This window comes from Propioniferax innocua (assembly GCF_006716235.1).
GTDB lineage: Bacteria > Actinomycetota > Actinomycetes > Propionibacteriales > Propionibacteriaceae > Propioniferax > Propioniferax innocua.
The window spans coordinates 103,867-118,144 of the sequence record NZ_VFOR01000004.1 but is presented as its reverse complement, the minus strand read 5'-3'; the positions used below and the strand labels follow the sequence as shown (position 1 = coordinate 118,144).

The window sequence follows — 14,278 nt, the reverse complement described above, 5'->3', positions numbered from 1 at the left end:
CGACCCCGCATTGATGACTGCGTTGCCAAGCTCCGCGAGGACAGCATCGCGGTCAGTGGCCGCCAACGCGGGAAACATGAGCCTGCCGTGAAATTCCATGGTCACTCCTTGGTGACGATGAAGGGGCTCCATGTCGTCGAGCACGATGACGAGGCCCGGGTGGTTCTGCTTACCTGAGCAGGAGGGCTGCCCTGCGCATGGTCTGCTTCACGTCTATACGTGTATCGCAATGGAAACACAATGTGATCCCAACCATGTCCAAGTGTGCGATCGAGTTCGGCGCTCGGGTTGCCCCTGAGCTTGTCCCGCGCGCCAGACGCGTTACTGTCGACATATGGCTACTGATACGAAGAAGGTTGCATTTCTGGTCGCGGCCGAAGGTATCGAGGAGGTCGAGCTGACCTCGCCGTGGAAGGCCGTGGAGGACGCCGGTTTCACGCCGACGCTGGTCAGTCCCGCGTCAGGTGAGGTGCAGGCGTTCAACCATCTGGACAGGTCCAACACCTATCCCGTCGACGTCGAGGTCTCGGCGACCTCGGTCGACGATTACGACGCTCTCGTCCTGCCCGGCGGCGTCGCCAACCCCGATCTGCTGCGCACCGACGCGGACGCCGTTCAGTTCGTCAAGGACTTCGTGCTGTCGGGCAAACCCGTGGCCGCCATCTGCCACGGGCCGTGGGTCCTGGCCGAGGCCGACGTCATCTCCGGACGCCGCGTCACCTCCTACCCCAGCATCCGCACCGATCTCCGCAACGCCGGAGCCGACGTCGTGGATGAACGCGTCGTCACCGACGGGAACCTCATCACCTCCAGGAACCCTGACGACCTCGACGCCTTCAACGGTGCCGTCATCGAGGCCCTCAACCACGGGCCGAAATCGGCGGGGGCCTGAGGCCGTGGCGGAGAAGCGTCAGGAATCCGGGGCGTCGGTCAAGGACGCCGAGCTGTACGAGAAGCTGCGCGACGAGGGCAACAGCAAGGAGAAGTCCGCGCGCATCGCCAACGCCGCCGCCCGCACCTCCCGTTCGGAGGTCGGGCAGCGAGGCGGTGAGGCAAGGGACTATCCCGATCGCACCAAGGACGAACTGGAACGGCGCGCCCGTGAACTCGACATCGAAGGCCGTTCGCAGATGATCAAGGACGAGCTGATCGAGGCACTGCGCAAGCACGGGTGAGCGGTGTCCCTCGCAGGCTCAGCGAGGGAGACCGCTGTACGCGAGCCTCACAGCTCACCCCTGTTGGGCGGCCCATTCCTTGATGCGTCGGTCGGACTCGGCGTCGGAGAGATCCTCCACGCGCGTCATGATCGACCAGCGGATGCCGAACGGGTCCCGGATGCTGGCGAATCGGTCCCCGGAGACGAAGTTCGCGACCGGTTCCCGCAACGTGGCCCCGGCATCGACCGCACGCTGCGTCACCGCGTCCACATCGGGGCAGTAGAGCGCGAGCGAGAACCGCACTTCGTCGGCGTCGGGGTCAGGCGCAACCGTCCCGTATCCGGGGCTGGCGGCGCCCAGCTGCAGACGCCCCTCGGCGAACTCGAGCTCGGCATGGACCACGACATCACCGAACGCGGTGGAGTTGATGAGGCGCGCTCCGAAGACGTCCTGATAGAAGGCGAGGGCCGCCACCGGATCGGCGACGACCAGGAACGGTGTGATCGAGGTGTATCCGTGGGGCGTGCCGTTGTCGGTGTGGGCTCCGGTGGCGGGGTTCGTCTGTGCGTTCTCCATGGGCAGGACGCTAGGCCGCCCGCGTCAGGGCCGGCTTGTAGATTCGTGCCATGTCCATGGGGCCACGTGTCGATCGCGGGACGCTGTATCCCAATCTGCTCCCGGTCGACTTCGAACGCATCGAACCCGAGCATGCACTGATCGACCTTGTCCACTGGTGGTGGTTGAGCGTCTGGGACTTCCCTGACGGCACCACCTTGCGACAACACGTGCTCGCGTACCCCACCTGCAACCTCGCCGTGGAGACCGAACTCGTCGGTTTCGCCGGGCCGGCGACCCGCGCGTCCCACCGAGACCTCGAAGGGCACGGATGGGTGGTCGGGGCCAGGCTTCGCCCCGCGGCGGTGCCCGCCTTCACCGGCGATCCGCGCACATGCCGCGATCAATACCTGACGCTCGACGCCCCCGACCTGCACCGTGCCGTCACCACCCTCGTCGACGCGGATGGCCTGCGGGCCGCGGTCGGCGTGGTGGGGGAGTGGCTCGTGGACCGGGCCGGAGAGCCGGATGAGGAAGCCCTGGCGGCCAACCACATGGCCGACGTCTGCGAGCAAGAACCGGGTATCACCACCGTCACCGACCTGGCTGAGGCCTGCGGGGTCTCGGTGCGGACCCTCCACCGCCTCGCCGCCCGATACGTGGGGCTGACCCCCTACGCCATGATCCGGCGCCGACGACTTCAGGACGCCGCCCATCGACTCCGCGACGCCTCGCGCCCCAGCGTGGCGTCGGTCGCCGCCGAGCACGGATTCAGCGATCAGGCACACTTCACCCACGAATTCCGAAAGGCGCTCGGTCATTCGCCCAGCGACTATCTGCAACGGCTCCGCTCCTGACCGGGCCTGACCAGGAGGCCGGTGGCGTCAGCCGAAGAACGCCAGATGATCCAGCACGACCTTGGTTCCGATGCCGATGAGGACGAGCCCGCCGAGCAACTCCGCCGGTCGGCGGAAGCGCACACCGATCCGATTCCCGATCACCACGGCGATGAACGACAACACCAGGGTGATGTGCCCGATGATGAGCACTGCCTGCAGGATCGACACCTGCAGCATCCCGAACGACGCGCCGACCGCCGCGGCGTCGATGCTCGTCGCCAACCCTAGGAGCAGGAGCCGCCGGAAACCGATGCTGCGCGGAGCGGCCTCGGCGTCGTCACCGCCACTCACCGAATCCCAGATCATCTTGCCGCCGATGAGGGCGAGCAGGGCGAAGGCGATCCAATGATCCACAGGAGCGAGCAACGACGTGAAGCGCGCGGTGAACGCCCACCCCAACAGCGGCATCAGCATCTGGAAACCCGCGAACACGAGCGCGATGATGGCGGCGTGCCGGTAGTCGAGCCTGCACATCGTGACACCACGGGTCAGGGCTGCGGCGAAGGCGTCGGCGGACACACCGATCCCGATGAGGGAGATCGAGAAGGTGGTCATGGAGGCCTTTCGCGCAGCGGATGGCGTCGACAAGTGGCCGACGCGAAACAACTGTCGGGGTCGCGAACCCGGTGTGTCCACGGTTAACTGGAAGTTAGATAAGGCTCACTTCAGGCTGGGGCTGGACACAGCGATCACCAGTGGTGAAGCTGAACCTTGGACAACGACGCTGGGTGCTGCCCGGAGAAGGAAGACGACGTGACCGCTCGCGAGACCTCTCGTGTCGCCGAGGACTACGTGACCCTGATCTGGAAAGCCGGCGAATGGCCCGATGATGGCCGGAAGGCCACCACCAGCGACCTCGCGGCATCCCTCGGGGTCACCCTCTCCACGGTGTCGGCGAACCTCAAGAAACTCGCCCGCGAGGAACTCATCCACTACGAGCCCTACGGGACCATCTCACTCAGCGAGGAAGGCGAGCGCATGGCCGTCGACGTGGTCCGGCGGCACCGCCTCATCGAGACCTTCCTCGTCGAACACCTGGGTTACCGCTGGGACGAGGTCCATGATGAGGCCGACCGGCTCGAACATGCCGCCTCGGACCTCCTCATCGAACGCATCGACGCCGCCCTCGGACACCCGGAGGTGGATCCCCACGGGGATCCCATCCCACAGGCCGGTGCGATGGGCAGGGCGGACGGGCCGGTGACCGCGCGGATCCTGACGCGCTGCGAGACAGGGCAGACGGTGCAGGTGGTCCGCGTCTCCGACACCAACCCCGATGTGCTGCGCTTCCTGGCCGATCGTGGGATCCGAGTCGGGTCGACACTGCAAATCGTGACACCCATGACCGCGACGGGGTTGATGACCGTGCAGTCCGAGGATCAGGCGATCGAGATGAGCCTGCCCATCGCGGGCGCGGTGCACGTGGATCAGGTCTCGGGCTGACCTGCGGGCTCGGGGGTTCGTTCATCACGGACGACGTCGACGATGAATCCCGCCACGGCGGCCATCAGCGTCGGCACGACCCAACCCAGTTCCTGGGCATGCCCGGGGGACCACGTGATCATCGGGTCGATGACGGCCGAGCCCCACCCGAGTGAGGTGAGTGTCATCAGAGCCGACCAGACCAGGGACACCGCCAGGGCGAAGACGAAGGTCAGGTTCAGGCGTCGGCGCAGCATCGGTTCGATCAGCGTCAACGCGATGAGCGTGATGGCCGTGGGGTAGAGGAAACCGATGACCGGCGCGGCGATGGCGATGACGAGATCAAGCCCCAGCGTCGACACCAGGAAGGAGATGACGCTGAACCCGATCGCCCAACGGCGGTAGGAGACGGCAGGAACGAGGCGTGCGAAGAACGCCGATGTCGCACCGAGCAGACCCACCGAGGTGGTGAGGCACGCGAAGAGCACGATGAGCGCGAAAACCACGATCCCCGCGAAGCCCATTGTGTGGTGGGCTGCGGCCGAGAGAAGCGATGCGCCATCGGAGTGGCTCTGCGCGTCGGGGAGGCGTCGCCCGATCGCTGCCAGACCCACATAGACCGCGGCGAGCATCAATCCGGCGATGGAGCCTGCCGCCATCACGCCGCGCACCAGCGGCCGACCGGCAGGAACCCCAGCGTGCTTCAGCGAGGCGATGACGATGATGCCGAGAGCGAGCGCAGCGAGGGAGTCCATGGTCAAGTAGCCCTGGAGGAAGCCGCTGATGAAGGGGCCCTCGGCGTATTCGGGGGTCGGCGGCGTCGGCTGGGGGCGCATGAGCAGCACGCTGAGCACGACCAGGAGCACCATCAACGCCACCAAGGCGGGGGTCAGATAGCGGCCGATCTTGTCGACGATGCCGTGCGGATCGAACGCGAGCAGGTAGGTGACGCCGAAGAACACGGCGGAGAAGAGGGCCTTCGCCAGCCACGAGTCCCAACCTGTGAGCGGCGGGACACTTGCCGAGAAACTGACGGCGGCCGTGCGGGGGAGCGCATAGAACGCTCCGATGGAGAGATAGACGAGGACCGGGAACAGCACGCCGAAGATGCGGCCGCCTCGTGCGGTGAGGTCACGGATGTCATGCCCGGTGATGGCGACGGCCATCACCGCCACGACCGGCAGCGCCACTGCCGAGGCGAGGAAGCCCATGATCGCTGGCGGGAAACTCTCACCGGACAGCGCTCCCAACATGGGCGGGAAGACCAGGTTCCCGGCACCGAAGAACATGGCGAACAGCGACGCGGAGGTCACAGCCAGAAGGGCTGGCGTGTTGCGTTTTTGCTGGGGGTGGTCCATCGCTCGCTCCTTTTTCGCTGAGGGGCGAGCCTAGCGTCAATCGCCGCCTCCGCCATCGCCGCCGCCGTCACCACCACCGTCGCCATCACCGCCGGCGTCGTCCATGCCTGAGGTGAGATCGCTGGCGAGGTCGCCGATGCCATCGGCGAGGTCTCCGATCGAATCGCCGAGATCGGCCAATGCGCTGAAGTCGGCTCCGCTGAAATCGGCGAACCAGGCGAGGTCGCCGGACCAGGTCGTCGCGACCGAGGCAGGGGCATCCTCCGCGGCTTCGCGGAAGGCATGCACCCACTGATGGGTCACTCCGTATGCCACGGCCCAGGGGAGGTGGCGGCTGAACATCCCGGCGCCGGCCTCGAAGCGGAACCGATCGCCGTCGGCCGTGGCGAGGAACTCACGGAACCCGGCCGACTGGTAGCGCAATGCGGCTCCGAGGGCACTTCGCTTTCGATAGCCGGCGCCGAACATGGCGCCGAACGTCAGTGAGCCCTCCTCATGCCCGGGATACCAGGCGTCGTTCGCGGGATCGCCGGCGAGCGTCTCGCGCATCTCCTTCATGGCTAGCTTGAGGGCCGGCCTGAGTTGATGGAGCGTCGCCGGCCTGCTGAACCAGGCGAACGCGCGCAGGAGCCGATGTTGGAGGGCGCTGACCTCCTGCGGATGCGGTTGGCGAAGGACAGTGACCAGCCAGTCCCGCGTCAGGCGGCGTCGAAGGCCGTGAATTCTTACCTCAGGGGTCAGTCGGATGATGCCGCGCACGGTGAGGTCGAGCACGGCGGCGGCGATGTCGGAGGCCTGGACCTTCCCGTCGACCAGCATCCCCACCTGCTCCGGACGCACACCCTGTGGCGGCTCGAAACGCACGGCGAGCGGTGCTTTCACATCGGCGCTGGTCGCCTTGCGTATGGGGGCGTTGGGATCGCCCGGGATGACGCCCGGTGGCAGGTGGGCGAAGACGGAGTCGTGGCGGCTGATGGGCGTCGATCCCGTCCGGTGGGAGCGCCATTGGAAGACGTACAGAAGAAGGAGCGCGCCCACGCAGACCACCGTCACCATGTTCCACATGGTGTGGATGCTAACGCCGTGAGGCGCAGGGCACATGGCGACGATGGGCGCCGGGTTCCGGTGCTCGGCCGGGCGGTGTGGCGCCCGCCCGAGACCGGAGCCGGAGCGTCACTCGAAGTGGCGCCGAGGGTTGGTCACGAGGAACGTCTCGATGTGGCTCTGGTCGAGTCCACCGTCGAGGAGTGCGGGGATGACGTCCTCGCTGATGTGCCGGTAGTGCCAGTTCGGTGCGGCGTGCGCCTTCTCCGCATCGCTGAAGTAGTCGATGAAGCAGTTGGCGTCGTGGGTCAGGGTGATGCTGTCCGCGTAGCCGCGGCGGACCAGTTCGAGGATCGTTTCGACACGCTGAGCCGTGGGCAGGAAGATGTCGAGTCCGAAACGGTCCATGCCCAACATCGAGCCCTGATCGGCGACGCGGCACAGATAGTCGAGGTCGGTCGTGTCGCCGCAGTGCCCGATGATGACCTTGTCGAGGTCGACACCTTCCTCCTTGAGCACTCGCTGGGCCGTCAATCCTGATTCATTGTGCGGGCTGGTGTGCACGGTGATCGGTGCGCCGGTCTCCACATGGGCCTGGCCCACGGCCCGCATGGCCCGTTCGACACCCGGGGTGAGCCCCGGCTGCTCGATCGCGCACTTGAGGAAGGCTGCTCGGACCCCGGTGTCGGCGATTCCCTCGGTGATGTCGGAGATGAACATCTCGGTGAGCGGCTCGGGGATGTCGACGAGGCGCCCGGGGCCCCGATACTCGAACTGCATGGGAAGGTCGTTGAACGTGTACAGGCCGGTGGCCACGAGGATGTTGATGTTGGCCTGTTCGGCGATGCGCTTGATCCGGGGGATGTAGCGTCCGAGCCCCAGCACGGTGGGGTCCATGATCGAGGTGATCCCGAGCTGACTGAGCTCGTTGAGTTTCTCCACGGCGTCGGAGATGCGTGCTTCTTCGTCCCAATCCGGTTGATAGTTCTGGTTGTACTCGGTGTTCATGATGACCACGTGCTCGTGCACGAGCGTGGGGCCGAAATCATCGAGGTCAATGGGTCCGGTGACGGTCTGGATGGAAGGCATCGTTGCTCTCTGCCAGAGTTGAAGTGGCATTCATGTTTGATGATGGGCCACTCCTCCCCGAAGGTCAATGCTCGGAGATGCGCAGGGGGCTCGAGAGTGCGGGCGTGATGGAGTGGTGCGGTTTCTTCCCACTCGATTCGTGGCGGTGGTCAGTTGTGGATGCGGTCTGCGTCGAGGTTGTCTCCGCAGCCGCACTATTCGGTCCCGGTGGCGGGTTCGTCCCAGACGTCGGGAACAGTGATCCGATCAGGCGTGGTCATGGGAACTCCTTCGTGGTGTCGGTGAGCGGTATTGCTCACATCCATAAGCGTGGTGCCTCCACCGCGGTTTGTGCCTCTTCTTTCTTGGGGTGCGCACAGGGGGAGTGACCATTTCCTCCCACTGGATTCCGCAGGGCCACGTGGGCATGGGCTCAACGGGCGAGCCCGAGAATCGGCTGGTAGGAAACGGTCATCTTCGCCGGAAGGCTTTGCAGTCACGTTGTGCGCCAGCAGTTGGCGGCTCAGGCCAAAAACTCAATGAGTTCAGCCACCGTCGACTTCGAGGTCCGGGCTGCGCCGATGATCGTGGCGGAGGCGAAGCCGGTCCAGTCGCCGTAGCCGAGCAGGTGCAACCCGGGGTGATCGACCGATCGAGTGCCCTCGGTGGCGGGGTGGCCATCGGTCCATGTGAGATCGAGGCCATCCAGATGAGACAGGGCCGGTCGGAATCCGGTGCACCAGATCACCGCATCGCAGGTCCATTCCGAACCGTCGGCCCATCGGACTCCTCGTGCCGTGAAGCCCTCGAACATGGGTCGGCGCTTGAGCACGCCACGTGAGCGGGCATCCTTCACCGCTGGAACCATCACGATGTCGCCAAGCCCTTCAACCCCCTCATGCTCCAGACCCTCACGTCGAGCGGCTTCACGGGCGGTCGCCACATCGAAAAGAACGCGTCCATCGACGTCATCGGGCATGAATCGGGGTGGCCGTTGGGTCACCCAGAGCGTTTCGGCAACCTGCGACACGTCGGCCAGCACCTGCGGCCCGGAGTTGCCGCCCCCGACCACGACCACTCGTTTCCCGGCGAATGGCTCGGGGCTCTTGTAGTCGACGGTGTGCAGCTGGTCGCCACAGAACAGTTGCTGGTCGGGGTACTCCGGCAGGACCGGGTTCTCCCACGTGCCGGTGGCGCTGATGACCGCCCGAGCCGAGAGGTCGCCGTGGTCTGTTTCCAGAAGGAAGCGTTTTTCGGCACGTCGCACGTTCACCACACGCACGCCACGCTGCACCTGCAGGTCGTACCGATCCTCGTAGCGGGTGAAGTACTCGACGACGTGGTTGGCGGTCGGGAAGTCCTCGCCCGGTTGTGGCGGCATGCGCCATCCGGGCAAGGGGCTGTGGGCGGCGGGGGAGAACATCCGCATCGAATCCCAGAAATGCTGCCAGGCCCCACCCGGATGGGTGTTGGCATCGAGGATGACACTTTTCACCCCTCGGCGCCGTAGGTGGAAACCGGCTGCCAGCCCGGCCTGTCCACCGCCGATCACCGCTACATCGGTCGAGATCATGATCCTCCTGAGGTCGGAACGGGCAGTCGTTGTGGTGCGGTTTTCCGTTGAGGGAGCGTGTGGCGATGGCCGGGTCGTTCGTCGACCAGCGCGCCACTTGACCGAAGTGTCCACAACCGACCACTGGATTCTGACAGGGCCATCGCCGGTGCCTGGCGGAATCCCCGCGGATGGGTGCCGTTGCCTGTCGTGGTGGGCTTTTGCAGGGGCGACATCGCGTGTAGCTGTGATGCGACATCACCCCGGGTGGAAACGGCTGGCCGGTTGTGGACATCACCGACCATGTGCTTGCATCAGTCGGCCAGCCATCGCACGACTTCTGCCGCCGGGCCCGTCGGTGCCTGGCGGTATCCGGTCCCGGCCCAGAGATGCAGCCGGTCCGTGTCGCCGACGGCCCCGGCGGCCCTGCGGAGTTCCCGGGTCAGATGATGTACCGCCGGGTAGGCGGTGGGTGCCTCACGGTGGCGTTCGACGAACCCGTTGACGAGGGCTCGAGCCGGGCGACCGGTGAACGCTCGTGTCAAGGCTGTTCGATCGAATCGTGGATCGGCGAGTGCGGTGCGATGAGTCGCCGACGTACCGGCCTCGTCAGTCCGCAGCAGAAGGGTTCCGATCACCACTGCCCTAGCGCCGACAGCGAGCAATTCGTCAACGGCCGCCGGCCCATCGACACCTCCGGCGGCAACCACCGGCAGATCCACCTGGCGACGGACCCGGGCCACCGCTTCGCTGGTGGGGATGTCTTCAGGGTCACGGTGCGGGTTCAGTGTCGCGCTGTGTCCGCCGGCCGAAGCGCCCTGCACGATCAAACCATCGACCCCCGCTTCTTGGGCCACCCGTGCCTCCTCGGCCGTGGTGATCGTGGCCAGAACACGGCTTCCCACAGACTGCAGGGAGGCCACCACCTCAGGGCCCGGCAGTGCGAACGTGAAGGAGACCACCGCGACCGGGTCTGCGTGCAACAGCCTGAGTTTGGCTTCCCAGTGATCGTCATCGATCACGGGCTCGGGGTCCAGTGATACCCCGTGGGCTTCTGCCTCGGGGCCCAGTTCCTGGGCGTAAGCGGCGAAGGCATCGGTCTCCACCTCCATGACGCCGGGGGCGAACAGATTCACCCCGAATGGACGCCCTCGGGCGCGCAACCCGGCCATCTCATCGGCGAGCGCCGTGGGTTCCTTGTATCCGCCGGCCAGAAAAGCGAAACCCCCCGCCTCGCTCACGGCTGATGCCAGCTCCACCGTGCTCGGTCCACCGGCCATGGGTGCGGCGACGATGGGCGCCTGTGTGTCGAACATGCTGAGCCTCCCTCCGGGATGCCCACGCTATGTGCTCACCACCGGTGTCGGAAGACCCCCAGACGTGACGAGCAAGACGTGACGAGCAAGACGTGACGAGCAAGACGTGACGAGCAAGACGTGACGAGCAGGACGTGACGAGCAGGACATGACGAGAGGGTCCGGTGCATGCACCGGACCCTCTCGTGAAACGTTCAGCAGACGCCGTCAGCAGATCAGAGATCGGCCTCGGTCGCCGGCGGGTTGGACGGGTTGTCGTACTGCACGCCGGCGGGGTCGGAATCCATGATGCACATGATCAGGGGAATGATGCCGAGGCCGAAGGGAACCAGAAGCGCGAGCCAACCACTCTTGTTGGTGTCGTGGAGTCGGCGGATCATCGAGGAGTAGGTGGGAACCGTCATGGCGAGGCCGTAGAGACCCAGGAGGACGTAACCGATGACGGCGATGGCGGCCCCGCCACCGCCACCGGAGCCGGTGTAGGGGTCGTACGAGGCTCCGGCGACCACAGCGCCGATCAACACGGGGATCATCAGCACGAATACGACGATCATGTTGAACAGGTAGGGGTACCAGAACTCACCGCGGTTGGCGCGGCCATCGAACTTGGCGTAGTTCTTGAAGAACAACTTCACTGCGGGCATGAAGCTCACGGGAGGACGCGGTGCCCCGACGGGGGCGCCGTAACCGGCCTGACCGTATGCAGCCTGTCCGTAATCCTGCTGGCCGTAGCCACTCTGTGCCTGACCGTAGCCCTGCTGCTGGTAGGCGCCCTGACCGTAGCCCTGCTGCTGGTAGGCGCCCTGGTCGTAACCACCCTGACCGTAACCACCCTGACCGCTCTGGCCGTAGCCGCTTTGGCCGCCGTACTGGTTACTGTCGTAATTGTTGTAGCTCACGCGTACTCCCCTTGATTGTGAAGCGGCTCTGTGTGCCGTCGGCCACGCTCCAAAGCGGTGGTCCGGCGGAAATTTAGCAGCATCAGGCGCATTGTCCGAATGATGAGTGCATTGGAAATGAATCTGTAACCTGTTGTTTTCTTCGGGCGTACCATCGTTGCCATGTTCTGGTCGCAGCGTGAGTACGTGGACTATGCGCTGCAGCGTCGCAATACACTGCGGGCGCTGCGGCGCCCTGTGCGTACCCTTTCGTCACATGACGTGTGTGACGCGGAGCCGCTGCTGATTCGCGCGGCTCTGCATCACGGTCAGGACCATGACGAACCGTGCCCGGTGTGTGCATCGGGACAGATGCGTCTGCTGTACTACGTGTTCGGTGAGCAGCTCGGTCAATATTCCGGCCGGATCAAGCAGCCCCCCGAACTTGAGGAGATGCAGACCGAGTACGGGGAGTTCAAGGTGTGCATCGTCGAGGTCTGTACCGAGTGTGGTTGGAACCATATGATCGCCTCTTATCTTCTGGGTGACGGCAAGCGTCGCCGCCCTCCACGTCGTCAGAGAACCGTTGAGGACATCTATGGCTAAGGCCTCCAAACCGTCTGCATCCAAGAAGTCGCCGAAGACGGCCCGTTCGAAGGGTGGGTCGCGCAAGAAGGTGAGTCCGTTCCGGAAGTGGTCGGTGCGGATCCTTCAGGGCACCACGATCGTGGTGCTGTTGGCGATGATCTTGGGCGTCGCTGGTCTCGCGGTCGGGTACAGCCGCACCGAGATCCCCGACCCCAATGAGGAGTTCCAGGCCAACACGTCGTTCGTGAATTGGCGGGATGGGCAGAAACTCGGCTCGTTCGCGTCGCAGAACCGGCAGACGATCCCGTATGAGGAGATGCCCGATTCGCTGAAGAACGCTGCGGTGGCCGCCGAGAACCGGACGTTCTGGACCGATGGTGGTATTTCACCGTCCGGTATGTTGCGGGCGTTGTGGGTGATCGCCCGTGGTGGCGAGGTGCAGGGCGGATCGACGATCACGCAGCAGTACATCAAGGTCCTGTATCTCTCGCAGGAGCGCACCGTGAAACGCAAGCTCAAGGAGCTGTTCATCGCGGTCAAACTGGGGCGTGAGGTGCCGAAGGAGGAGATCCTCGGCGGCTACCTGAACACGATCTACTTCGGACGCGGGGCGTACGGCGCGCAGGCGGCGGCGAGGTCTTTCTTCGACGTGGATGCGAAGGATCTCACCGTCCCGCAGGCGGCTTTTCTCGCTGCCGCCATCAACAACCCCACGTCCTACGACCCGAATGATCCCGCCAACATCGACCGCATCACCGAGCGCTACCACTATGTGCTCGACGGTATGGTCGAGATGGGGACGCTGACGCCGCAGCAGCGTGTCGAGTACAACAAACTGCCGGAGTTCCCGGAGATCCCGATCAATGAGCGCTATGCCGGCACCAAGGGTCATCTGATGGTGATGGTGGAGGCGGAGCTGAAGGCGGCCGGTCTCACCGAGGAGCAGATCAACGGTGGTGGGTTGACGATCACCACCACGTTCGATCCACGAATCCAGGAGCATGCCGAGCGCACCGCTCAGGGCTATCAGAATGAGATCGCCACTGCTGCCGGCCAAGATCCCAGCCAGCTGCATCCGACGATCGCGTCAGTGGACAACGCCTCTGGCGAGGTGCTCGGTATCTACGGTGGGCCCGACTACATCAGCGATCAGCGCAACTGGGCGACGACGCCGCGGCAGTCGGCGTCGACGTTCAAGGCCTTCGCTCTGGCTGCTGGCCTGCGTGATGGTTTCGGGCTCTACGACACCTTTCAGGGCAACACATTCATCCCTGAAGGTGAAACCGTCGAGGCGCGTAACGAGTTCCACCATGAGTACGGCATGGTCGACATGATCCAGGCGATGTCGGAGTCGATCAACACCGCCTTCGTGGACATGACCACGCAGATGGACGACGGACCCGCCAAGATTTTGAAAGCGGCGGAGGACGCCGGGGCGCCCCCGGCCGCCGGATGGAATGCGGACACCTCGCGAGCCGCCTTGGGTATCGCCGAGGTGAGCCCGTTGCACATGGCCGCGGCCTACGGCACCTTCGCCAATGGTGGACGCCACGTGGCGCCCCATGTGGTCCAGAAGGTCACCGACGCCGACGGCAAGGTGCTGTACGAGGCCGACACCCAGGGAGAACAGGCTTTCCCTCAGGACCTCAGTGCGGATGTCACCTATTCACTGCGGCAGGTCGCCGAGGCGGGTACCGGTTCACGCGTGACCGAGCTGGGCCGCCCGGTGGCGGGCAAGACGGGCACAGCAGGGCTCGACGAGAGCATCATCTCGGCGTGGTTCGTCGGCTACACCAAGCAGATCTCGACCGCAGTGATGTTCGTCGAGGGGCCCGAGGGCACCGGAGACCTGGCCCCCTACAAACGGCCCGGTGACGGCACGTTCTTCGGCGGCACCTATCCGGCGATGATGTGGCTCGACTTCATGACACAGGCCACCGAGGGGCAGCCCGTCGAGGATTTCGACGAGCCGGCCTTCATCAACGGCAACCGCACGGCTGGACGTCAGCCCACTGGTGGCACCGGTGAGGCCCCCTCGAATCCGGGGGATGGCCCACAGCAGCCGCAGCCCTCCACCGAGGCGCCGCCGTCGGAGCAGCCGAGTGAGGCCCCGACCGAACCGTCCCAGGCGCCCGAGCCCACGCAGGCTCCTCCTGCGAAATCCCAGCAGCCGACCTCGGGGCAGACCCGATCGAACGGCGACGGTTCCGGTGGCTCGGGTGGTTCCGGTGGGAACGGTGGCTCGGGTGGCTCCGGTGGGAACGGCGGTTCTGGCAGTTCCGGTGGTTCGGGTGGTTCCGGCGGTAGCGGCGGTTCGGTGTCGGGCAAGAGCTGGTCGAGCGGTTCGGGCGGAAGCGGCCGTTCCGGCGGCTCGGAATCATCCGGAGGTTGATTCGGGTCCACATGTCCCCGGAGACGATCATTCCCCTAGGCTGACGCGG

At 65.3% G+C, this 14,278-nt stretch carries 14 protein-coding genes; 6 read left to right on the top strand and 8 right to left on the bottom strand.

What is annotated here, in order from left to right; genetic code table 11:
* Nucleotides 1–334 precede the first annotated feature (334 nt).
* Entirely contained in the window at nucleotides 335–892 is a 558-nt protein-coding gene (locus tag FB460_RS12550; RefSeq protein ID WP_142094546.1) for a type 1 glutamine amidotransferase domain-containing protein, read from the top strand.
* Between the two features lie 4 nt (nucleotides 893–896).
* On the top strand, nucleotides 897–1,175 hold the full coding sequence (locus FB460_RS12545) for a DUF7218 family protein (protein ID WP_142094545.1): 279 nt from the start codon (nucleotides 897–899) through the stop codon (nucleotides 1,173–1,175).
* A gap of 54 nt (nucleotides 1,176–1,229) precedes the next feature.
* On the opposite strand, the gene FB460_RS12540 is transcribed toward FB460_RS12545, so the two are convergent.
* On the bottom strand, nucleotides 1,230–1,733 hold the full coding sequence (locus FB460_RS12540) for a VOC family protein (protein WP_142094544.1): 504 nt from the start codon (nucleotides 1,731–1,733) through the stop codon (nucleotides 1,230–1,232).
* Between the two features lie 50 nt (nucleotides 1,734–1,783).
* Here FB460_RS12540 and FB460_RS12535 point away from each other — a divergent pair, with 50 nt between their 5' ends.
* Entirely contained in the window at nucleotides 1,784–2,569 is a 786-nt protein-coding gene (locus FB460_RS12535; RefSeq protein WP_211346000.1) for a helix-turn-helix transcriptional regulator, read from the top strand.
* 27 nt (nucleotides 2,570–2,596) lie between these two features.
* Here FB460_RS12535 and FB460_RS12530 read toward each other — a convergent pair whose 3' ends face one another.
* Entirely contained in the window at nucleotides 2,597–3,166 is a 570-nt protein-coding gene (locus FB460_RS12530) for a manganese efflux pump MntP (protein WP_142094543.1), read from the bottom strand.
* A gap of 198 nt (nucleotides 3,167–3,364) precedes the next feature.
* Between FB460_RS12530 and FB460_RS12525 the strand changes: the two genes are divergently transcribed.
* Entirely contained in the window at nucleotides 3,365–4,054 is a 690-nt protein-coding gene (locus tag FB460_RS12525) for a metal-dependent transcriptional regulator (protein ID WP_142094542.1), read from the top strand.
* Here the strand turns inward: FB460_RS12525 and brnQ are convergent.
* The 6 genes from brnQ to FB460_RS12495 all read right to left on the bottom strand — a co-directional run bounded on the left by brnQ (nucleotide 4,039) and on the right by FB460_RS12495 (nucleotide 11,270).
* Nucleotides 4,039–5,391: a branched-chain amino acid transport system II carrier protein gene (gene brnQ / locus FB460_RS12520; RefSeq protein ID WP_142094541.1), complete on the bottom strand. Its 1,353-nt coding sequence runs from the start codon at nucleotides 5,389–5,391 to the stop codon at nucleotides 4,039–4,041. The two genes, FB460_RS12525 and brnQ, sit on opposite strands and share 16 nt — an antisense overlap.
* A 36-nt stretch (nucleotides 5,392–5,427) precedes the next feature.
* The gene (locus FB460_RS12515; RefSeq protein ID WP_170210102.1) at nucleotides 5,428–6,456 is read right to left on the bottom strand and encodes a DUF2207 domain-containing protein; all 1,029 of its coding nucleotides are present in this window, start codon (nucleotides 6,454–6,456) and stop codon (nucleotides 5,428–5,430) included.
* Between the two features lie 108 nt (nucleotides 6,457–6,564).
* Nucleotides 6,565–7,524 carry a phosphotriesterase family protein gene (locus FB460_RS12510; protein WP_142094539.1) on the bottom strand — a complete coding sequence of 320 codons (960 nt, stop codon included), beginning with the start codon at nucleotides 7,522–7,524 and terminating at the stop codon, nucleotides 6,565–6,567.
* 502 nt (nucleotides 7,525–8,026) lie between these two features.
* On the bottom strand, nucleotides 8,027–9,076 hold the full coding sequence (locus tag FB460_RS12505) for an ArsO family NAD(P)H-dependent flavin-containing monooxygenase (protein WP_142094538.1): 1,050 nt from the start codon (nucleotides 9,074–9,076) through the stop codon (nucleotides 8,027–8,029).
* A gap of 293 nt (nucleotides 9,077–9,369) precedes the next feature.
* A complete protein-coding gene (locus FB460_RS12500; protein WP_142094537.1) occupies nucleotides 9,370–10,371 on the bottom strand; it encodes a nitronate monooxygenase in 1,002 nt (333 codons plus the stop codon).
* A gap of 215 nt (nucleotides 10,372–10,586) precedes the next feature.
* A complete protein-coding gene (locus FB460_RS12495) occupies nucleotides 10,587–11,270 on the bottom strand; it encodes a DUF805 domain-containing protein (protein ID WP_142094536.1) in 684 nt (227 codons plus the stop codon).
* Between the two features lie 162 nt (nucleotides 11,271–11,432).
* On the opposite strand from FB460_RS12495, the gene FB460_RS12490 reads away from it, so the two are divergent.
* Together FB460_RS12490 and FB460_RS12485 are read left to right on the top strand one after the other, a co-directional pair.
* Nucleotides 11,433–11,855, top strand: a complete 423-nt coding sequence (locus FB460_RS12490; protein ID WP_142094535.1) for a DUF5318 family protein — start codon at nucleotides 11,433–11,435, stop codon at nucleotides 11,853–11,855.
* Nucleotides 11,848–14,229, top strand: a complete 2,382-nt coding sequence (locus tag FB460_RS12485) for a transglycosylase domain-containing protein (RefSeq protein ID WP_170210101.1) — start codon at nucleotides 11,848–11,850, stop codon at nucleotides 14,227–14,229. The genes FB460_RS12490 and FB460_RS12485 overlap by 8 nt, the downstream gene beginning before the upstream one ends.
* Nucleotides 14,230–14,278: the final 49 nt, after the last annotated feature.